General features: G+C 74.3%; 19 protein-coding genes. 12 read left to right on the top strand and 7 right to left on the bottom strand.

Going from position 1 to position 20201, the window contains the following annotated elements; genetic code table 11:
* The first annotated feature begins 71 nt into the window (after window positions 1-71).
* Complete coding sequence (locus ACZ45Z_RS10265; RefSeq protein ID WP_468359143.1) at window positions 72-2207, top strand: hypothetical protein; 2136 nt, start codon at window positions 72-74, stop codon at window positions 2205-2207.
* 162 nt (window positions 2208-2369) lie between these two features.
* On the top strand, window positions 2370-3596 hold the full coding sequence (locus ACZ45Z_RS10260; RefSeq protein ID WP_468359140.1) for a PP2C family protein-serine/threonine phosphatase: 1227 nt from the start codon (window positions 2370-2372) through the stop codon (window positions 3594-3596).
* Here the strand turns inward: ACZ45Z_RS10260 and ACZ45Z_RS10255 are convergent.
* Together ACZ45Z_RS10255 and ACZ45Z_RS10250 are read right to left on the bottom strand one after the other, a co-directional pair.
* Entirely contained in the window at window positions 3589-4491 is a 903-nt protein-coding gene (locus ACZ45Z_RS10255; protein WP_468359137.1) for a transglutaminase-like domain-containing protein, read from the bottom strand. The genes ACZ45Z_RS10260 and ACZ45Z_RS10255 overlap by 8 nt on opposite strands.
* 12 nt (window positions 4492-4503) lie before the next feature.
* On the bottom strand, window positions 4504-5514 hold the full coding sequence (locus tag ACZ45Z_RS10250; protein WP_468359134.1) for a GNAT family N-acetyltransferase: 1011 nt from the start codon (window positions 5512-5514) through the stop codon (window positions 4504-4506).
* Between the two features lie 140 nt (window positions 5515-5654).
* On the opposite strand from ACZ45Z_RS10250, the gene fdxA reads away from it, so the two are divergent.
* The gene (fdxA, locus tag ACZ45Z_RS10245) at window positions 5655-5975 is read left to right on the top strand and encodes a ferredoxin (RefSeq protein WP_018089397.1); all 321 of its coding nucleotides are present in this window, start codon (window positions 5655-5657) and stop codon (window positions 5973-5975) included.
* 250 nt (window positions 5976-6225) lie between these two features.
* Window positions 6226-7302 carry a succinyldiaminopimelate transaminase gene (gene dapC / locus ACZ45Z_RS10240; RefSeq protein WP_468359782.1) on the top strand — a complete coding sequence of 359 codons (1077 nt, stop codon included), beginning with the start codon at window positions 6226-6228 and terminating at the stop codon, window positions 7300-7302.
* A gap of 95 nt (window positions 7303-7397) precedes the next feature.
* Here dapC and ACZ45Z_RS10235 read toward each other — a convergent pair whose 3' ends face one another.
* Together ACZ45Z_RS10235 and ACZ45Z_RS10230 are read right to left on the bottom strand one after the other, a co-directional pair.
* The gene (locus ACZ45Z_RS10235) at window positions 7398-7850 is read right to left on the bottom strand and encodes an ATP-binding protein (RefSeq protein ID WP_468359131.1); all 453 of its coding nucleotides are present in this window, start codon (window positions 7848-7850) and stop codon (window positions 7398-7400) included.
* Window positions 7851-8150: 300 nt separating this feature from the next.
* Window positions 8151-9092 carry a VldE C-terminal domain-containing protein gene (locus ACZ45Z_RS10230; RefSeq protein ID WP_468359128.1) on the bottom strand — a complete coding sequence of 314 codons (942 nt, stop codon included), beginning with the start codon at window positions 9090-9092 and terminating at the stop codon, window positions 8151-8153.
* A gap of 41 nt (window positions 9093-9133) precedes the next feature.
* On the opposite strand from ACZ45Z_RS10230, the gene dapE reads away from it, so the two are divergent.
* A complete protein-coding gene (gene dapE, locus ACZ45Z_RS10225) occupies window positions 9134-10225 on the top strand; it encodes a succinyl-diaminopimelate desuccinylase (protein ID WP_468359126.1) in 1092 nt (363 codons plus the stop codon).
* Window positions 10226-10331: 106 nt separating this feature from the next.
* Entirely contained in the window at window positions 10332-11081 is a 750-nt protein-coding gene (locus ACZ45Z_RS10220; protein ID WP_468359123.1) for an LOG family protein, read from the top strand.
* Between the two features lie 58 nt (window positions 11082-11139).
* Here ACZ45Z_RS10220 and folP read toward each other — a convergent pair whose 3' ends face one another.
* The gene (gene folP, locus ACZ45Z_RS10215) at window positions 11140-12039 is read right to left on the bottom strand and encodes a dihydropteroate synthase (protein ID WP_468359120.1); all 900 of its coding nucleotides are present in this window, start codon (window positions 12037-12039) and stop codon (window positions 11140-11142) included.
* A gap of 92 nt (window positions 12040-12131) precedes the next feature.
* Between folP and ACZ45Z_RS10210 the strand changes: the two genes are divergently transcribed.
* Both ACZ45Z_RS10210 and ACZ45Z_RS10205 read left to right on the top strand, forming a co-directional pair.
* Window positions 12132-12722 carry a DivIVA domain-containing protein gene (locus ACZ45Z_RS10210; protein WP_468359117.1) on the top strand — a complete coding sequence of 197 codons (591 nt, stop codon included), beginning with the start codon at window positions 12132-12134 and terminating at the stop codon, window positions 12720-12722.
* The gene (locus ACZ45Z_RS10205) at window positions 12719-13327 is read left to right on the top strand and encodes a DNA-3-methyladenine glycosylase I (protein ID WP_468359115.1); all 609 of its coding nucleotides are present in this window, start codon (window positions 12719-12721) and stop codon (window positions 13325-13327) included. Before ACZ45Z_RS10210 ends, ACZ45Z_RS10205 begins: the two co-directional genes overlap by 4 nt.
* 42 nt (window positions 13328-13369) lie before the next feature.
* On the opposite strand, the gene chcB is transcribed toward ACZ45Z_RS10205, so the two are convergent.
* A complete protein-coding gene (gene chcB, locus ACZ45Z_RS10200; protein ID WP_468359112.1) occupies window positions 13370-14170 on the bottom strand; it encodes a 2-cyclohexenylcarbonyl CoA isomerase in 801 nt (266 codons plus the stop codon).
* Window positions 14171-14495: 325 nt separating this feature from the next.
* Between chcB and ACZ45Z_RS10195 the strand changes: the two genes are divergently transcribed.
* Entirely contained in the window at window positions 14496-14663 is a 168-nt protein-coding gene (locus ACZ45Z_RS10195) for a DUF3117 domain-containing protein (protein ID WP_003985072.1), read from the top strand.
* A 198-nt stretch (window positions 14664-14861) separates the two neighbouring features.
* Here the strand turns inward: ACZ45Z_RS10195 and ACZ45Z_RS10190 are convergent, their stop codons facing one another.
* Window positions 14862-15545 (bottom strand): O-methyltransferase, encoded by a 684-nt coding sequence (locus ACZ45Z_RS10190; RefSeq protein ID WP_468359109.1) that lies wholly within the window; start codon window positions 15543-15545, stop codon window positions 14862-14864.
* Between the two features lie 165 nt (window positions 15546-15710).
* On the opposite strand from ACZ45Z_RS10190, the gene sigE reads away from it, so the two are divergent.
* The 3 genes from sigE to ACZ45Z_RS10175 all read left to right on the top strand — a co-directional run bounded on the left by sigE (window position 15711) and on the right by ACZ45Z_RS10175 (window position 20103).
* Window positions 15711-16481 (top strand): RNA polymerase sigma factor SigE, encoded by a 771-nt coding sequence (sigE, locus tag ACZ45Z_RS10185; protein ID WP_468359106.1) that lies wholly within the window; start codon window positions 15711-15713, stop codon window positions 16479-16481.
* A complete protein-coding gene (locus tag ACZ45Z_RS10180) occupies window positions 16478-17419 on the top strand; it encodes an anti-sigma factor family protein (protein ID WP_468359103.1) in 942 nt (313 codons plus the stop codon). The genes sigE and ACZ45Z_RS10180 overlap by 4 nt, the downstream gene beginning before the upstream one ends.
* Before the next feature lie 701 nt (window positions 17420-18120).
* Entirely contained in the window at window positions 18121-20103 is a 1983-nt protein-coding gene (locus ACZ45Z_RS10175; RefSeq protein ID WP_468359777.1) for a S1C family serine protease, read from the top strand.
* Window positions 20104-20201: the final 98 nt, after the last annotated feature.

The following is a 20201-nucleotide window of genomic DNA, read 5'->3' as shown; positions in this document are numbered from 1 at the left end:
TGGGGGCACCTCTCGGCCTGAGGCCGGGAAACATCTCTGACGAGCGGCGGAGCCAACCGGGAGAACCTGCTTTGAGTCGTGAATCTGACAGTTCGTCCTCGGGCCCGCAGGGCCGTGGCGGAGCCGCGTACCCCTCGGGGACGCCGCCTTACGGCTCGCCCAGGGGAGACGCCGACGAGACGGCGGGCGGTGCCGCGGCACGTCCGGCGCCGAAGACCGAGACCACGCTGACGACGCGGATCAAGATCAACATTCCGGGCTCGCGCCCCATCCCGCCGGTCGTCGTGCGCAAGCCCGTCGGTGAGGAGTCCGGCATGAGCGGATCGCCCGCGTCCGGCGGGACGCCGCGCCCCGCGCGGGGCGCCGAACGCACGGCGGAGCGGACCGCGAACACCCCGCGGCCCGACGCCCCGGCGGACGAGACCACCCCGGGCGGCCCGGCCGACAAGACCAGCGACTGGTTCGCGCCGCGCCGGTCGGGGCAGTCCTCCAGCAGCACCGGATCGCACGCCGCGCCGCCCGTGCCCGGCGGAGCGGCCCCCACGCCGCTCGGCGCGTCCGGGGCGACACCGCCGCGCGACCCGTCCGGCCCGAAGCCCCCGCAGCGCCCGGACCTGCCGTACTTCTCGGACAATCCGGCGGCGCAGGGCGGCTCGCCGTTCGACGGCGGGGCCCCGCAGGGCGGCGGCTCCCCGTTCGACGGCGGTTCGCCGCGCGGCGGCCAGGGCGGCCCCCCGCCGGGCGGCTCCCCCGCACAGGGCGGCGGCTCGCCGTTCGACGGTTCCGCCGGGCCCTCGCGCGACCACAGCCCCTTCGACGCCCCCCGGCCCGCCGGCCCGAGCGGCCCGACGACGGGACCGGCGCACGGCAGCTCCGCGCTCAACCTCCCGCCCGGCTTCAGCGACCCCGGGCCGGCCACCGGCGACGGCTCCCGCCGGGGCGACGACACCGCGCAGTTCACCCCGCAGCCGCCGGCGCCCCCGCTGACCGGCCCGGGCAGCGGCCTCGGCGTCACCGGCGGCATCTCCGGCGGCCTGCCCGGCGGCGGACAGGCCGGACCCAAGAGCGGACAGGCCGGATCCAAGAAGGGCCCCGGCGGCCCCGGCGGACGGGTCTCCGGCGACACCCTCGTCAGCGGCATCCCCGCCACTCCCGGCCCGGGCGGACCCGGCGCCTCCTCGCCGTTCCCGCCCGGCACAGGTGAGAGCGCCGCCCCGCCGCCGCGCCCCAAGATCCCCGAGCCGATCAACCCGCCCAAGAAGGGGCGCAACAAGATCGTCCTCGCGGGTGCCGGCCTGGTCGTCCTGGCCGGCGTCGCCTACGGCGCGGGCCTGCTCCTCGACCACGCCGACGTGCCCAACGGCACCACCGCGCTCGGCGTCGACATCGGCGGCACGACCAGCGAAGAGGCCGTCAAGAAGCTGGAGTCGGCGCTGAAGGACCGGCGCAACGAGCCGCTGAAGCTCAGCATCGACGGCAAGCCGGTGACCCTCCAGCCCGCGAGGGCCGGCCTGGACGTCGACGCCCAGGCGACGGTCCGCGACGCGGCCGGCCGGGACTACAACCCCGTCTCCGTCATCGGCTCCCTGTTCGGCGGCACCCGCACCGCCAAGCCCGCCATGATCGTCGACGACGAGAAGCTGGAGATCGCGCTGGAGACCCTCGCCGGTTCCGGCAGCGCCGCCCAGGACGGCGGGATCACCTTCGAGAACGGCAAGGCGGTGCCGCACTACGGCGCGCCGCACAAGGCGATAGACGTCGAGGCGTCCAAGACGAAGGTCGCCGAGGCGTACCGCCGGCGCGTCACCACCGGCGCAGGCGACCCGGTGGTGCTGGCCGCGTCCACCCAGCAGCCCAAGGTCAGCAAGGCCGCCGTGGACAAGGCGATGAAGCAGTTCGCCGAGCCCGCGATGTCCGGGCTGGTGACGGTCCGCACCGACGCGGCGCACGCGGTGTCCTTCAGCCCGCAGAAGTCGATCCCGAAGTTCCTGTCGTTCAAGATCGTCGGTGGCTCTCTCGTGCCGTCCTACGACCTGCCGGCCCTCCGGGGGCTGTACGGCGACACGTTCAACGGCGTCCTGCTCACCAAGGGAGACGGCTCCAAGAAGCCGGTCACCGTCCGGGAGGTGGCCAGCGCGCTGGGCAAGGCGCTGCTGGGCCGGACCCCCGCCGAGCGGATCCAGACCGTCGGCGCGGACGGCGGCTGACACAGGAACGGCTGACCACAGGAAAGGCTGACCACAGGAAAGGCCGGGCACAGGAAGGCCGAACACACGGAGAGGGCCCCAGGGGTCCCGGGTCGCCCCGGGCCCCCAGGGGACCTTCGCCCCTGTGCGGCGCCGGTCCGCGTCCCGCAGGCTGGAAGTGTTATGCCTGCCAACCGACCCCCGCAGAGCGGCGGCCGCCGGGCGATGGTGCTGCTGATCCTCGCCATCGCGGTCGTCACGGCCGTGGACGTGACGACCGGCCCCGAACTGCACATCTCGGCCTTCATGGGGATCGCCCCGCTGGTGGCCGCGCTGCGCTGCTCCTACCGCCGGGCGCTCCTGGTGGCGGTCGTCTTCGTGCTCTGCCTGACCTACGTCGACCTCTACACGGTGCCCGACTGGGCCGCGGCCAGCCGGGTCGTCGGCATCTTCGGCGCGTACCTGGTGGCGGTCTTCGCGCTGGTGCTGTGCCGCACCCGGCTCCAGCGCGAGGCGCTGCACGAGCGCACCAGCCTGGTCGCCGACACCGTGCAGCGGGCCATGCTGCGCGAGCTGCCGCTCACCGCCGGGCCGGTGGAGGCGTTCGGATTCTTCGTCTCCGCCCAGGAGGGCGCCCGGGTCGGCGGCGACATCTACGAGGCGGTCGACACCCCGCACGGGCTGCGCCTGTTGATCGGCGACGTACAGGGCAAGGGCATGCCGGCGATCGGCGCGGGCCTGGAGGTGCTGGCGTCCTTCCGGGAGGCCGCGCACTACCAGGAGTCGCTGGAGTCGGTCGCCGAGCGCATGGAGCTGGCCCTGACCCGCTACAACACCCGCTCGGCGGAGCAGGGCACGGACGAACGCTTCGTGACCGCCCTGCTGATGGAGGTGCGCTCGACGGACGAGGCCCGGGTGCTCTCCTGCGGCCACATCCCGTACTACCTCGTCCGCGACGGCGAGGTCCACGAGCGCAGCGACGGCGAGGGCGGGCTGCCGCTCGGCCTGGGGACGCTCAGCGGTGAGCCGCGCCGGGCCGCACGGGTGCGCCCCGAGGCCGGCGACTGGGTGGTGCTGTGCACGGACGGGGTGACCGAGGCGCGCGGCCCGGACGGCGAGTTCTACCCGCTGGGCGAGCGGCTGGCGGGCTGGACGCACCTGGAGCCCGCGGAACTGGCCCGCACCCTGCGGGCCGACCTGGAGCGGTTCACCGGCGGCGACCTCAAGGACGACGCGACCGCGCTGATCGTCCGCCGCATCGCCACCCCCGGGGACGGCACGGGCGAGACCGTCGCGGAAGCCGGCACAAGGGCCGGTCGCACCCGGCCCGCCGGGGCGCCCGCCGGCGTGCGGACCGTCCGCGAGGCCCGCCCGCCCCGCACGCCGCCGTCCCCGCCGACCGTCAGTTGAGCAGCGCGCGGGCCGCGGCCGCCTGCCGCCGCACCGTACTCGCGGTGGCCGGCTCCACCGCCTCCACCACCGTCGCGTACTCCTCCAGCTCCGCCGCCCCCGCCAGGAACTCACCGCGCTGGACGAGCACCTGGGCCCGCTCGTAACGCAGCCGGGCCGGGTGGCTGGGCAGCAGCAGCGACAGCTCCAGCGCCCAGAGCTGCACCGCGCTGTGCTCCGGCCGCGCCTGCGCCCAGGCGCGGATGTTGTTCAGGATGCGCAGGACGATCTCCAGCGGATCGGCCGGCGCCAGCATCCGCGACGTCAGCCGCTCCCCGGTCACCCCCGCCACCAGCAGCGCCGCGTCCTCCTCCGCCAGCGGCCGGCCGCCCTCGAACGGATCGGCCAGCACCCGCTCATCGGGAGACGCGGCGGCGGGGTCGCCGAAGCCGACGACGAAGTGGCCCGGCAGCGCCACCCCGAACACCGGCGCCCCGGCCCGCCGCGCGACCTCCATCCACACCACCGACAACAGGATCGGCAGGCCGCGGCGGCGCCGCAGCACCTGGTGCAGCAGGGACGATTCGAGCCGCCGGTAGTCGGCGGGCGAGCCGCGGAAGCCGCAGCGGGTGCCGAGCAGCGCGGCGAGATTGCGGGCCCAGACGCCCGGGTCGCCGCCGGCTCCCGGCCCACCGCCCGATCGGCGGGCCGGCACGTACGGCAGCATCCCGGCCAGCCGGTCCAGTTCGATCTGCGCGGCGTCCTCGGCCGCCTCGTCCAGCGCCGGATCGGCCTCGGCGGCGATCAGCAGGCACAGCAGCGCGAGATCGGGCCGCTCCTCGCGCGCGGCCTCGGCGAACCGGCGGCGCCGCTCCGCACGGGCGCCGTCCGGCTCGGGCCGGGGTTCGTGGGGCATGGGCATGTCCGTTCAGCGCGCGTCGCCCGACAGGGCCCGCCGGTAGTGGTATTCGTGGTGAACGGTGAACCCGAGCCGGTCGTAGAGCGCGCGGGCCGCCTCGTTGTCCGTCTCGACCTGGAGGTACGCCGCAGAGGCGCCCTCCGCCAGGGCCCGCTCGGCGAGCGCCGCCATCACCAGTGTGGCCAGCCCGCCGCGCCGCCGCTCCGCGTCCACCTCGACCGCCGAGAACCCCGCCCAGCGGTTGTCGATCACCACCCGGCCGATCGCCGCCGTCGCGCCGTCCGCGTCGCGCACCGTCGCGAACCACACCGACGGCCCGCCGGTCAGCACCCGCAGCGCGGCCTCGGTGGGCTCACCGGTGCGGTTGTAGACGCCGAGCCAGCCGGCGTCCGGCTCGCGGGAGAGGGCGACCCGGGAGGTGTCCGCCCCGGCGGCGGCCAGCGGCGCGAGCGAGGCGATCCGGACCGTGGTGTGCGCCTCGGCCGTCCAGCCGCGCTCGGCCAGCGCGGCCACCAGCTTCTCGTCGGTGTCCGCCCGCCCGGTGGCGACGCTGATCAGGGCGGGCAGCCCTCGCTCGCCATACCACTCCTGGACGCGCTCCAGCGCCGCGTCGGGCGCCGTCCCGGGGTCGCCGAGCGGCAGGACCGAGTTGGCGCGGCGGGTGAAGCCTCCCGACGCCCGTAGCGTCCAGTCCCCGAGACGTTCTGTCTCAAGGGCCGGCCAACCGCGGGCCGCGACCTCCTGGAGCTCCCGGGTGCCGGCCGCCGGCCCCCTCCTGCGCACCGGCTCGGCCGGCACCACCTTGCCCGCGACCAGCGAAGACTCCGCGATCCGCACCACCTCGCCGCCGCGCCGTGTGATGCTCAGCACACCCTGATTCCACGATGTGAGAACGCCAACCGCGTCCGTGAACGCCGCGTCCCCCGCTGCCGCCCCCGTCAGGCGCCGGACGGATACCCTTTTGCCCACGTCAGCCATGGTGATGCGGACTTCGGCACGGCCACCGGCCCTGAATTCCATCGCTCTACCCGCCCCTCTTGTTCGTCTCGCGCCCGGGAACGGAGATACTAGGTGGCGGGCATCGACGACGCCGCGCTCCCGCGCGCCCTGCGGCGGTACTGCCAATCGGTCCGCCGGCCCTACCGAGGAGGAACGACAGCGTGACCTACGTCATCGCGCAGCCTTGTGTCGACGTCAAGGACAAGGCATGCATCGAGGAGTGCCCCGTCGACTGCATCTACGAGGGCTCCCGGTCCTTGTACATCCACCCGGACGAATGCGTCGACTGTGGTGCCTGTGAGCCGGTCTGCCCCGTTGAGGCGATCTTCTACGAGGACGACACCCCGGAGGAGTGGAAGGACTACTACAAGGCCAATGTGGAGTTCTTCGACGAGCTGGGCTCGCCCGGCGGTGCCAGCAAGCTCGGCCTGATCGAGCGCGACCACCCCTTCATCGCGGCCCTGCCGCCGCAGAACCAGTAACGACCCGGGGACCAGGAGGGAGCCGGCCCGCTCCCTCTTGCCTCCGAGGCCGGCAGCGGTCGCACGGCGCCGCCCGGTCCCGTACGGCCCCGCACCACCGCGCCCCGGCGCGGGAGCCCGTGGCCGTACGGGACCGAGGTGACAGCGCGGGCGGCCGTGTCACCCGTCCGAGAAAGTGAGCATCGTGGGCGCAGCCCCTTCCGTCCCGTCCGGCGCCCCGCGCAGCCCCCGGAAGTCACCACGCGACCGCCTGCCGGTCTTCCCGTGGGACCGCCTGGAGCCGTACAAGGCCACGGCCGCGGCACACGCGGACGGCATCGTCGACCTCTCCGTCGGCACCCCCGTCGACCCCGTCCCCGAGGTGATCCGGCGCGCCCTGACCGACGCGGCCGACAGCCCCGGCTATCCCACGGTGTGGGGGACCCCCGCGCTGCGCGACGCCCTCACCAACTGGGCCACCGACCGCCTGGGCGCCCGCGGCCTGGACCACACCAACGTCCTGCCGATCGTCGGCTCCAAGGAACTGGTGGCCTGGCTGCCGACCCAGCTCGGCCTCGGCCCCGGGGACAAGGTGGCCTATCCGCGCCTGGCCTACCCGACGTACGAGGTCGGTGCCCGCCTGGCCGGCGCCGAACCGGTCGTCTACGACGACCCCACCGCGCTGGACCCGGCCGGTCTGAAGCTGCTGTGGCTGAACTCCCCGTCCAACCCCACCGGCCGGGTGCTGGGCGTCGACGAGCTGCGCCGCACCGTCGCGTGGGCGCGCGCGCACGGAGTGCTGGTCTTCAGCGACGAGTGCTACCTCGAACTGGGCTGGGAGGCCGACCCCGTCTCCGTGCTGCACCCGGACGTCTGCGGCGGCTCCACGGACGGCGTCGTCGCCGTCCACTCGCTCTCCAAGCGCTCCAACCTCGCCGGCTACCGCGCCGCCTTCCTGGCCGGTGACGCCGCGGTCCTCGGCGATCTGCTCCAGCTCCGCAAGCACGGCGGAATGATGGTCGCCGCCCCTGTCCAGGCCGCCACGGTCGCGGCCCTGGGCGACACCGCCCACGTCGCCGAGCAGCGCGCGCGCTACGCCCGCCGCCGCACCGCCCTGCGCACCGCCTTCGAGGCCGCCGGCTTCCGCATCGAGCACAGCGAGGCGTCGCTCTACCTCTGGGCGACCCGCGACGAGCCCTGCTGGGAGACCGTCGCCGACCTCGCCGGACGCGGCATCCTCGTCGCGCCGGGCGAGTTCTACGGCGCCGCGGGGGAGCGGTTCGTACGGATCGCCTTCACCGCCACCGACGAGCGGGTGGACGCCGCGGTCCGCCGCCTGACGCGGTGAGCGGCCCAGGCGCGCGCCGCTGAGCGCCCGTGACGCGTGAGGGCCCGGGGAGTCGCACTCCCCGGGCCCTCACGCGTTCTGCGGCGAACGGAGGATCAGCCGCCGAGACCGCCGACCTGCACGCCCTTGGTGGGCAGGCCGCCGAGCAGGCCCTTGACCGAGTCGGAGGGCTTCGCGGTCGTCGGCGCGGCCTTCTTGGCGGCCTTCTTGGTGGCCTTGGCGACCTGGTCCTCGGCGGTGCGCACGGCCTTCTGCGTGGCCGGAGAGCCCTGCTTGACCACGGGGTCGGTGGCCGTCACCAGAGTGGGGGTGAGGGTCTGGGCGCCCTGCTGGCCGGCCGCGTTGGTGACGGCGGCGCCGACCTTGGCGGTCTTGTTGAGGGTCTCACCGGTGCTCGCGGAGTCCAGAGTGGTCAGTCCGCCCAGGCCGGGTGCCTTGGTGGGCAGTTCCGCGGCGCCCGCGGAACCGGCCGCTGCGACCACAGGAGCGGCGCTTGCTGCGACGAGCAGTGCGGCTCGGGCGATCCGACGCGTAACGGGGAGGGACATGGTGCTCCTTTTACGGAGAGGGACTCGTACTTATGACAGATGTGCCATGTCCGCCGGGCGGACGCACTGACTACCGCGTCAGACCCCCGAAGGTTGCGGTGAACTAGGGTAAAGAATTAGTAAAGCGTCACATAATCGGGCCTGGCTAAAGGCGGGCAATATGTGCACGCGGGGCGGGTGCGCGGAAACGTCACGGCCCTTTAATGGCAAGGGAATTGGGGGTGAAAAGCGGCCGCCGCAAGGGGAACTCGCGGGCGGCGCGGAATTGCCGCCGATACCCCTTTCGGGGGACCGGGCGGACTATTGCGCGGTAACGATGCGGACGCCGTCCGCGGATCGCCCGGCGGAAGCCCCGGAGCCGGCCGGCGTCTGCTGCCAACCCTTCCCCGCGTCGGCGGCCGTCCACGTCCGGCCGGCATAAGAGATCTGTTCGATACGCAGCTCGCCGGAGTGGGCCACCGCCCACGTCGCCAGCTCCCAGCCGCGCCGCGCCCCGCCCGCGCCGCCTTCCGCGGCCACCCGCGGCACCGGCACGGTCACCGCGCGCCCGCCGGCCGCCCCGCGCTTCCCGGCGCCGTCCGCCCGCGGCAGCACCCCGGGCCCGAACTCGCGGACCAGCTCCTCGCGCACCGTCACCACGCCGCCCGCCCGGCCGTCCACCGGACGGCTCTGGGTGCACGACATCGCCGCCGGGTCGCGGCCGGTGAGCGCCCCGGTCAACCGCGCCGCGTTCGCCTCGTGTTTGGCGTACGCCTGCGGATAGCCGCTGCGCTGCACCTTCTGCGCGGCCACGGTCAGCGGCAGCCGGGAATAGCCGGGCACTCGCGCCAGATGCCGGTAGAACTCCCCGGCCGAATACACCGGATCCATGATCTGCGGGACCGTGCCCCAGTCCTGGGACGGCCGCTGCTGGAACAGCCCGACCGAATCCCGGTCACCGAAGTCGATGTTGCGCAGCCCCGACTCCTGCATGGCGGTCGCCAGCGCGATCGTCACCGCCCGCTCCGGCAGCCCGCGCGAGGACGCCACCGCCGAGATCGTCGCGGCGTTCGACGCCTGCTCGGGCGACAGCTCGTACGCCTCCGCGTCGCCCTCCGCCCGCACCGTGCAGCGCGGCGCGCCCGGACCACCGGTGACGTACTGGACGAGGAGGTAGCCGGCGAGTCCGAGGAGCACGGCGAAGGCCGCGGCGATACGCCAGAGGCGCTTGCGGCGGGCGGGGGCTGCGGGCTGGGCGGACACGAGCCCACCGTACTGGAGGGCCGCCGGATAGGGTCGGCCCCATGGAGCGCTCCGCACACCACCCCGCCCTCGACCTCACGCTCGACGCCGCCGCGCTCACCGCGCGGCTGGTCGACTTCCCCTCCGAGAGCGGAAACGAGAAGGACCTCGCCGACGCGGTCGAGCACGCCCTGCGCGGACTGGGGCACCTGACCGTCGACCGGTACGGCAACAACGTCGTCGCCCGCACCCACCTGGGCCGCGACGAGCGGGTGATCCTCGCCGGACACCTCGACACCGTGCCGATCGCCGGCAACGTCCCCTCCCGGCTGGACGAGAACGGCGTCCTGTGGGGCTGCGGCACCTGCGACATGAAGTCCGGCGTCGCCGTCCAACTGCGGATGGCCGCCACCGTCCCCGCGCCCAACCGCGACCTGACCTTCGTCTTCTACGACAACGAAGAGGTCGCCGCCCACCTCAACGGCCTCGGCCACGTCGCCGAGGCGCACCCCGACTGGCTCGCCGGTGACTTCGCCGTCCTCCTGGAGCCCTCCGACGGCCAGGTCGAGGGCGGCTGCCAGGGCACCCTGCGGGTCCTGCTGCGCACCACCGGCGAGCGGGCCCACTCCGCGCGCTCCTGGATGGGCGCCAACGCCATCCACGCCGCCGCCCCGATCCTGGCCCGGCTCGCCGCGTACGAACCGCGCCGCCCGGTGATCGACGGCCTGGAATACCGCGAGGGCCTCAACGCCGTCCGCGTCGAGGCCGGCGTCGCCAACAACGTCATCCCGGACGCCTGCACGGTCACCGTCAACTTCCGCTACGCGCCCGACCGCACCCCCGAGGAGGCGGTGGCGCACGTGCGCGAGGTCTTCGCGGACTGCCCCCTCGACGAGTTCGTCGTCGACGACCACTCCCCGGGCGCGCTGCCCGGCCTGTCCCACCCGGCGGCCAAGGCGTTCATGGAGGCCGTCGGCGGCACCGCGATGCCCAAGTTCGGCTGGACCGACGTCTCCCGCTTCAGTTCCCTGGGCGTCCCCGCCGTCAACTACGGCCCCGGCTACTCCCTTCTGGCGCACAAGAAGGACGAACGGGTCGAGATCGCCCGCATCGCGCACTGCGAGGAACGACTGCGCGCCTGGCTGACGGCCTGAGCCCGGCGACCGCCGACCGCCCGCATACCAGCGGAATTACCCTGCGCCCGTGTTCCGTGGACCTACGCTGAAGCGGCAAACGATCTGTCAGCGGAGGGAGCACGTCATGGCCAACCTCGAGGGTGAACCGGCCCCGGAGGAGCAGCGGCTGGGTCCCGTACTGCGTCGTCGCGCCCAGGTGCAGGCCGGCACCACGGACCAGCGCCTGCTGGACACCGTGGGTCCCTCCGAATGGGTTCACACCGACCCCTGGCGCGTGATGCGCATCCAGGCGGAATTCGTGGAGGGCTTCGGCGCCCTGGCCGAACTCGGCGCGGCCGTCAGCGTCTTCGGATCGGCTCGCACCAAGCCCGGATCGCCGGAGTACGAGGCCGGGGTGAACATCGGACGCGGCCTGGTCGAGGCCGGGTTCGCCGTGATCACCGGCGGCGGACCGGGCGCCATGGAGGCCGCCAACAAGGGCGCCCACGAGGCCGGCGGGATCTCCGTCGGCCTCGGCATCGAGCTGCCCTTCGAGCAGGGCCTGAACGAGTACGTGAACCTCGGCGTCGACTTCCGCTACTTCTTCGTCCGAAAAACGTGCTTTGTGAAGTACGCCCGCGGTTTCGTCGTCCTGCCCGGCGGGATGGGCACCCTGGACGAACTCTTCGAGGCGCTCACCCTCGTGCAGACCCGCAAGGTCACCCGCTTCCCGATCGTGCTCTTCGGCACCGCCTACTGGAGCGGGCTGGTCGACTGGCTGCGCGACACCCTCATCGCCGAGGGCAAGGCGTCGATGTCCGACCTGGACCTCTTCCACCTCAGCGACGACGTGGACGAGGCGGTCGCGCTGGTCACCAAGGAGGCCGGGTACTAGCCGGGCGCCCGGGGCACGCCGCCACAGGCGGCGCGCACGACCTCTTTCGCCGCGTGCCTCAGGCCAGTCCCCGGCGGGCGACCGCCGGGGGCCGGTGGCCGGCGATCGAGGCCACCATGTCCAGCACCTGCCGGGTCTCGGCGACCTCGTGGACGCGGTAGACCCGCGCGCCCAGCCAGGCCGAGACCGCGGTCGTCGCCAGGGTGCCCAGCACCCGCTCCTTGACCGGCTTGTCCAGCGTCTCGCCGACGAAGTCCTTGTTGGACAGCGACACCAGCACCGGCAACGGGGTGTCCCCTGCCCGAGCGAAGCCGAGAGCGCGGGGAACGGCCCGCGTCATCTCCTCCAGCCGCCGGGTCGCCTCCAGGCTGTGCCGGGTGTTCTTCCCGAAGTCGTGCCCCGGATCGATCATGATCCCGTCGCGCCGGACACCCAACTCCACGGCCCGCTCCGCCAGTCCGAGCGTCACCCGCAGGATGTCGGCCATCACGTCCTCGTACGTCACCCGGTGCGGACGGGTCCGCGGCTCGGCGCCGCCGGCGTGTGTGCACACCAGCCCCACGCCGTGGCGCGCGGCGACCTCGGCGAGCCGCGGATCGGCCCCGCCCCAGGCGTCGTTGAGCACATCGGCGCCGGCCTCGCAGACCGCCTCGCCCACGTCGTGCCGCCAGGTGTCGACGCTGATCACCACATCGGGGTGGCGCTTGCGGACCTCGGCGACGAACCCGACCGTGCGGCGCGCCTCCTCGGCCGCGCTCACCTCCTCGCCGGGACCGGCCTTGACTCCGCCGATGTCGATGATCGCGGCGCCCTCGGCCACCGCCTGCTCGACGCGGGCCAGCGCGGGCTCGTCGCGGAACGTGGCGCCCCGGTCGTAGAACGAGTCCGGAGTCCGGTTCACGATCGCCATGATCACCGGCTCGTGCGCACCGAACTCGCGATTCCCCAGCCGCAGCATTCCCTGACTCCTTCTCCGTGGTCCGCCAGCGACCCTAACTGTCACCGCCGCATGGCACGATCAGAGCAGGCGCATAGTGCGGGGAGTTGGTCGTGTTCTGGTTCTTGCTGATCGCGATGGTCGTGGTCGTGGCCGTGGTCACGCTCGTCGTCGTCGGAGGCGGTGACGGCGGCGGCCTGCGCGACGCCGAACCGGACCAACTGCACGACCCGCTGCCCGGCGACCGCCCGGTGGCCCGCGCCGATGTGGAGGCCGTCCGCCTTCCGGTGACCGTCCGCGGGTACCGCATGAACGACGTCGACGACGTCCTGGACCGCCTGGGCGCCGAGCTGGCGGAGCGCGACTCCCGGATCGCCGAGCTGGAAGCGGCACTGGCCGGCGCGCACGCCGCGGCCATGGGCGGCGCCGGGAGCCTTCTGCGGGGCACCGGACAGGGCCCGGGGCCGACGGCCGGCGCACGGCCCGCACAGGGCCCTGTGGCGCCCACCGAGCCGGTATCCGGACCGCCGCGGCCGCCGTCGGATCCCGCCGGTCACAAAGACCCGAACGAAACGGACGGAACTGACGGGCCGGACGGGCGGGGCGGCCCCGGCGGACCGGAGGGCCCGGGCGGACCGGGTGGCGGCCCGCAGGCCCACGGAAACCCCAACCCCGGCGGCACCGAAGGCGAGGCCCGGTCATGAGCGGTGTGGTGACGGCTCCCGACGGCGTTCCGCGCTGCCCTTGGGGGATGGTCTCGGAGCAGACGGCCGACTACCGGCTCTACCACGACACCGAGTGGGGCCGGCCGGTCCACGGCGACGACGCCCTCTTCGAACGGATGAGCCTGGAGGCGTTCCAGTCCGGCCTGTCCTGGATCACGATCCTGCGCCGCCGCCCCGGCTTCCGCGCCGCGTTCGCCGGCTTCCGCATCGCCGAGGTGGCCGCGTTCACGGAGGCGGACGCCGAACGGCTGCTCACCGACCCCGGCATCATCCGCAACCGCGCCAAGATCGCCGCGACGCTCAACAACGCCAAGGTGGCCGCCGCGCTGGCCCCGGGCGAGCTGGATCAGCTCATCTGGTCCTACGCCCCCGACCGGGCCGCCCGCCCGGCGCCGCACACCCTCGTCGACGTCCAGCCGGTCACGGCGGAATCCACGGCGCTCGCCAAGGACCTCAAAAAGCGCGGCTTCCGCTTCGTGGGCCCCACCACCGCGTACGCCATGATGCAGGCGTGCGGCCTGGTCAACGACCACTTGGCGGACTGTCACGTGCGCGCGGCGACGGAGGCCGCGGCGGCGGGCTGAGTGCCCGCCCGGCCGCCGCCGCGCCAGGGGCCCGGCGGTTCCTCAGCGTCCCAGGAAGCGGGGCTTCTCCTTCTTCACGAACGCCTCGACCGCGATCTGGTGGTCCTCGGACGCCCCCGCCCGCACCTGGAGCTCGTCCTCCTTGCCGAGGGTCTCGGCCAGCGAGTGGCCCGCCCCGTAAGCGAGCGACTCCTTCAGCGCGGCATAGGCGGCGGTCGGGCCCTGGGCCAGCCGGCGGGCGACGGCCGCGGCCTCGGCGGCCAGCTCGTGGGCCGGGACGACCCTGTTCGCGATGCCCAGGTCGTACGCCTCCGCGGCGGAGACGTTGCGCGGGAAGAGCAGCAGATCGGCGGCCCGGCCGTGGCCGATCAGCCGGGGCAGCGTCCACGACATCCCGGAGTCGGCGGTCAGCGCGACCCCCGCGAAGGAGGTGTTGAAGGACGCCGACTCGGCGACGACCCGGTAGTCGGCGGCCAGGGCGAAGCCCGCGCCGGCGCCCGCGGCGACACCGTTGACGCCCGCGACGACGGGCTTGGGCATCTCCGCCAGCGCCGTGACGATGGGGTTGTAGTGCTCGCGCACGGTGTTCATCGTGACGCGCGAGCCGGTGGCCTTGTCCTCGGCCAGCAGCCCGATGTGCTCCTTGAGGTCCTGCCCGACGCAGAAGGCGCGCCCGGTGGCGGTCAGCAGGACGGCGCGTACGGCCGGGTCGGCGGCCGCCTGCCGGACGCTGTCGCGCAGGGCGACCTTCGCCTCGATGTTCATCGCGTTCATCGCGTCGGGGCGGTTGAGGGTGATGGTGGCGAGTCCGTCGGAAACTTCGTAGAGCACGGTGTCGGCCATTTGTGGGGGTCCCCTCCGTCGCGGATCGGACTGCGCGTCAGTGGCAGTCAGCGCTCAGGATGCCGGAGATCAGCGGCCTGCGGCATGTGACGAACATCAAAGACCGGGGGCGGGTCAGGCATGTGCGAGTGGCGAAGTATCGCAGCCGGATCGCCGAATTGAGTGGTTTTGGCCGAGCGGGTTGCAGAAGGGATGCTGCCCGATGTTGGTCATCGGGTCGTTCGATGCGGGATAATGGCCTGGAAGCAATGTGTTCGATGCCGGTGACACGCGCCTATTCGGGCCGTCGGCTGACGATGAGCTGGTTTCAGGAAGGGGAACGAGCATGGCGGCGATGAAGCCGCGGACGGGCGACGGCCCGCTCGAGGTGACCAAGGAGGGGCGGGGCATCGTCATGCGCGTTCCGCTCGAAGGCGGCGGGCGACTCGTCGTCGAGCTGACACCTGACGAAGCCAAGGCCCTGGGTGAGGCCCTGGAGAAGGTCACCGTCTGAGAGGGCGACCCAATCGCTGCGGTTTCCCGGGGCTGACCCCGGATACCCCCAGCCGATTACCCCGGCCCCGGCAGGCGGCGTGCAGAGATGCGCGCCGTGTGCCGGGGCCGTTTCGTTGCCCCGGGCCGGGCGAGGCCGGGTCGCGATGCGGGGAGGTGGGCGTGGTGGGACGCGGGGACACCCGCACGGGTGGTGGGGTCAGCCGCGCTTGACGGCGCAGAGCAGCCCGTCGCCGACCGGCAGCAGGGACGGCACCAAAGAGGTGCTCTCCCGCACGGCGCGCAGCAGTTCGCGCAGCCGCAGGACCTCCGCCGGCTGCACCGCCGAGTCGACCGTACGGCCGTCGGCGAAGACGCCCTCGAAGCACACCAGGCCGCCGGGGCGCAGCAGCCGCAACGATTCAGCGAGGTATTCCAGGTACTCCAGCAGGTCCCCGTCGCAGAAGACGAGGTCGTATCCGCCGTCCGCGAGCCGGGGGAGCACGTCCAGGGCGCGGCCGGGGATGAAACGGGCGCGGTTGCCGGCGAAGCCCGCCTCGCGGAACGCCTGCTTGGCGAAGGTCTGCCGCTCCGGTTCGAGATCGACGGTGGTGAGCACCCCGTCGGGCCGCATGCCGTGCAGGAGGTAGATGCCCGACACGCCGGTGCCGGTGCCGATCTCGGCGACCGCTTTGGCGTCGGCGGTGGCGGCGAGCATGCGCAGGGCCGCGCCGGTGCCGGTCGTCACCGTGCGGATGCCCGCTTCCCGTGCGCGGTCACGGGACCAGCGCAGGGCGGCTTCGGTGGTGCCGTCGATGGTCCCGGCGCCGTACGCCTCGGCGAAAGCCAAGCTCGTCTGCCGGTTGCCGGTAATGGCCCTCTCCTGTCCCCGTAGTTGACGCAACCGTGACTGTATCCGCTGCGTGCGGGAACCCGCAGATGGGACCGGGCGTTAACAAAAGCCAGGGGGGATGCACCGGTGAAGACCGCGCGAGAGCCGAACCAAGACGAGAAGCAGGACCAAATGCAGGTCAAAACTGCTTATCCGGAGCTAACGGGCGAGGTGGATATGGTAGGGGCTCGACTGGACACCACCAGAGCCACCAGGGGAGGTGCGGCTGCGGCGGGTGACCGAGGAGTGCTGAGGCGCTTGCGCAGGTCGTTCGCCGAGCCGAAATCCGTGACAAACACCGCTGACCGTCTCCGCTCCACCTACTCCGCACCTACCGCGACCTTCGCCGCAGACGCGGACGCGCAGGCGTGGACGCCGCCCAGCTGGGAGGAGATCGTCAGCACCCACAGTGCACGGGTCTACCGCCTCGCCTACCGCCTCACCGGCAATCAGCACGACGCCGAGGACCTCACCCAGGAGGTCTTCGTCCGCGTCTTCCGCTCGCTGTCGACGTACACCCCGGGCACCTTCGAGGGCTGGCTGCACCGCATCACGACCAACCTCTTCCTGGACATGGTCCGCCGCCGCCAGCGCATCCGCTTCGACGCGCTCGGGGACGACGCCGCCGAGCGGCTGCCCAGCCGCGAGCCCTCCCCGCAGCAGCACTTCAACGACACCCACTTCGACGCCGACGTCCAGCAGGCGCTGGACACCCTCGCGCCGGAGTTCCGGGCCGCCGTCGTGCTGTGCGACATCGAGGGCCTGTCCTACGAAGAGATCGCCGCGACCCTCGGCGTCAAGCTCGGCACGGTCCGCAGCCGGATCCACCGGGGCCGCTCCCACCTGCGCAAGGCGCTCAAGCACCGCTCCCCGGCGGCGCGCGCCGAAGAGCGCGAGCAGCAGCGCGCGCTCGCCGTGGTGGCCGGCGGGGAGGTCGGAATCGCGTGAGCGCTACAGGCGGTGCGTCCCCCGCCGAGCAGCATCTCGGCGACCGCCTCGCGGCTCTGGTCGACGGTGAGTTGGGCCATGACGCGCGCGAGCGGGTGCTGGCGCACCTGGCGACGTGCCACAAGTGCAAGGCCGAGGCCGACGCCCAGCGCAGGCTGAAGAGCGTCTTCGCCGAGACGACACCCCCCGGGCCCTCCGCGGGGCTGCTGGCGCGCCTCCAGGGGCTGCCCGGCGGCGATCAGGACGGCCCCGGCAGCAGGCTGGGCGGCGGTGGCTTCGGGCGCGGCGACGCCGTCCCGGGCGGCGGCTCGTTCGGCTTCCTCCCCTCCGACCGCCATGCCCTGTCCGCCCTGGCCCCGGAGCCACGGCCGCGCGGATTCCGGGTCCACGACACCGAGCGGCCCGCCCCGCAGCGGCGAAGATTCGCCTTCGCGGCGGCCGGCGCGGTCTCGCTCGCGGCCTTCGCGCTCGGCGGCGCGCTGCCTCTGGAAGCGGCCGTCGACACACCGGGCGGGCGGACCGAGGGCAGCGGCGCGACCGTCACCCCGCTCAGCGCCACCCCGGCGGCCGGCGCCTCGATGGCAGGCGGCGGCCCCTTCCGCGCGGACCGCGACTCCTGGCCGGGTGCCGGGCGGCGGGCCGGCGCGCCGACGGCTGCCCCCGCTCCCAGCTCGATGGGACTGTTCGGGCCCGGTACGGCGCCGGTGTCCCGTCCGGGCACGGAGGCGATGACGGGCCGGTTCGGCCTGCCGCCGCTGATAGCCGCGACCGGTCCGGCTTCGGCCTACCACTTCCTGCCGGTGGCCGCCGAGCCCGGCAAGGCACCCCCGCGCGGGCCGCTGCCCGCGTCGCCGCCCCTGGAGCCCAAGCGCCCGCCGGCCGGCGTCCTGAGCTCCGCCGGCACCGCCCCGCACGGCACCGCCCCCGGCCCGCGCTGACCGGGCCCTGCGCGGGCCCGCGCGGAACTGGTTGAATCGCTGTCGGGCGGCGCACCCCTGTCCGGGGCGCGAACCGCGAGGTGGCGGTGGCTCGCGCAGGACGCGGGCGAAATGGTGGGGAGAGCATGGACGACGGTAAGGCCGCCGGGCCGAAGCTGAAGTGGTGGAGCCGCCCGGGACGTACCCCGGGCGGCGATCCGTCCGCCGAGGTGGGCCCGCACACACCACTGCCTCCCGCACCGGCCCCGGCGGCCGGCCCGACATCCGGCATGCCCGCCGGGCGGGGACCGGACGATCAGGAGCCGGTCTTCCAGAAGCCGGACGCCCGGGAGCCGGAGGACTGGACGGTGCTTCCGCCGGAGCGGGGCGCGAACGCGGCGCAGGGGACGGCCGGGGCGGCCGGTTCCTCCGGCGTCCCCGAGGCGACCGACGCAACCGAAGCGGCGCCCGCCGCCCCGGTGGCCGAGGCCGCCGCCGGGGCGCCTCACGACACCACGGCGGAGGTCCCGTACGCGTCGGCGGGCTCCGGGCGGCCGACCCCCGCCTCGACCGGCGAGGTGTCCGCCGAGGCCGGCTCCGGGACCACGGCGCCCGGTGGCGCGCGGCGTGCCGCGTCCACCGTGATGCTCGGTCAGGTGCCCGCGCGCGCACGGGAGGAGGCGAAGGCCGATCCCCGGGCCGGGGTGTCCGGTGGCGAGCCGATGGCGAGCGGGTCCGCCGCGAACGCCGGGCCGACCGCCGACGAGGCGAGCGCCCGGTCGGCGCCCGGTGAGCCTGTGGCCGGTGGGTCCGCGGGCGAGGCCGGTGACGTCGGGCAGCGGCAGCGGCCGCTGCACCCGGAGGACCCCTACGGCACGCCTCCGTACGGCGGCCCCGGTCCCTGGGCTCCGGCGCCGCCCGTCCAGCGTCCGGTGGCGACCCCCGCGCACGGCACCAGGATGCCGCCCCCGGGCCCGCAGCCCGCCTACGGCATGCCCGCCCCGGCCGCGTCCGGCGCCCTGCCCCCGCAGGCCCCCGTGCCCCCCGCGCCGTACCCGAACCAGCCCCACGCGGCCCCGCAGGACGCCGCCGCGCAGGCGCCCGCCGCGCCCGACGCCGGCCAGAGCGGCGCGGCCGAGGCGGCCCCCGCCGGTGGAGAGGGCGGGTTCGTGCCCCGGCCCGGTGACGGCGGCCCCCGAGCCGCCGGCGCGCGCACCGCGGAGCGCGACCCGGCCGCCGGCGACCACCCCCTGCCGCCCGAGCAGCCGTACGCCCACAGCTCCGCGCCCGCGCACCACCAGTCCGCCGCCACCACCGCCTTCCCGGCGCAGCAGCAGCCGCAGCACGGCCACGCGCACCCGCAGCCGCAGCCGCACCCCGGCATGCCCGCCGGCCCCGGACCCGGTCCCGGCCAGGAGCAGCCGCCCGCCCAAGGACACGGCCCCCACGGCTCCCCCGCCCCCGGTGAGACGGCCGGCCACACCGGCCCGTCCCCCGCGCCCTTCCCCCCGAGCGGCGCCTGGCAGCAGTACGACCCCTGGAGCGCGCCCCGGCACGGCGGCCCCGCCGGGCCCCCGCCCCCCGGTGCCCGGCGCGGCCGGCGCGCCCCGCTGGTGATCGGCGCGGTGGTCCTCGCACTGCTCGCGGGCGGCGTCGGCGGCGGGATCGGCGCGTACATAGAGCGCAACGGCGGCCTGAGCGACATCGAACTGCCGCAGGCCGCCGGCGAGCAGTCGGGCCGTAACCCCGACAGCGTCGCCGGAATCGCGCAGCGGGCGCTGCCCGGCGTCGTCACCCTGCACGTGCGCGGCAGCGCCGAACAGGGCACCGGCACCGGCTTCGTCCTCGACCGCCAGGGCCGCATCCTGACCAACAACCACGTCGTCGAACCGGCCGGCTCCGGCGGCGAGATCTCCGTCACGTTCAGCGGCGGCCAGACCGCCAAGGCCAAGGTCATCGGCCGGGACGGCGGCTACGACCTCGCCGTCGTCCAGGTGGAGGGCGTCACCGGCCTGCGGCCGCTCACGCTCGGCAACTCCGACTCCGTGCGGGTCGGCGACCCGGTCGTGGCGATCGGAGCGCCCTACGACCTCGCCAACACCGTCACCGCCGGCATCATCAGCGCCAAGCAGCGCCCGATCACCGCGGGCGGCGAGAAGGGCGACGGCAGCGACGTGTCGTACGTCGACGCGCTCCAGACGGACGCCCCCATCAACCCCGGCAACTCCGGCGGCCCGCTGGTGGACGGCAAGGCCCGGGTGATCGGCATCAACAGCGCGATCCGGGCAGCCGACAGCGGCGGCGGACCGGACGGCGCCGGCCAGGGCGGCAGCATAGGGCTGGGCTTCGCCATACCGATCAACCAGGCCAAGCGGGTCGCCGAGGAGCTGATCAACACGGGCCGGGCGACCCATCCGGTGATCGGCGTCACCCTGGAGATGGAGTACGCGGGCGACGGTGCCCGGGTCAGTGCGCGCGGCAAGGACGGCCGGGCGCCGGTGACCGCCGGCGGACCGGGCGCGAAGGCGGGGATCAAGGCGGGGGATGTGATCACCAAGGTCGACGGAGCGCCGGTGCACAGCGGCGAGGAGCTGATCGTCAAGATCCGCAGCCACCGGCCCGGCGACAGCCTCGTGCTGACCCTCCAGCGGGACGGCAAGGAGCGGACCCTGCGGCTGACGCTGGGCTCCTCCAGCGGCGGCTGATCGTTTGTACGGCGTTGGCGCGGGTGACTCCCGCCCGACGCGCGGGGCCAGGTACCGTGAGAGACGGCCTGGCCCCTGAGGCCGTGAATACCCCAAGG

It is taken from the genome of Streptomyces sp. NPDC031210, from assembly GCF_055570395.1.
Note: the sequence above shows the minus strand (reverse complement) of the source record. Positions and strands in the feature narration are given on the sequence as shown.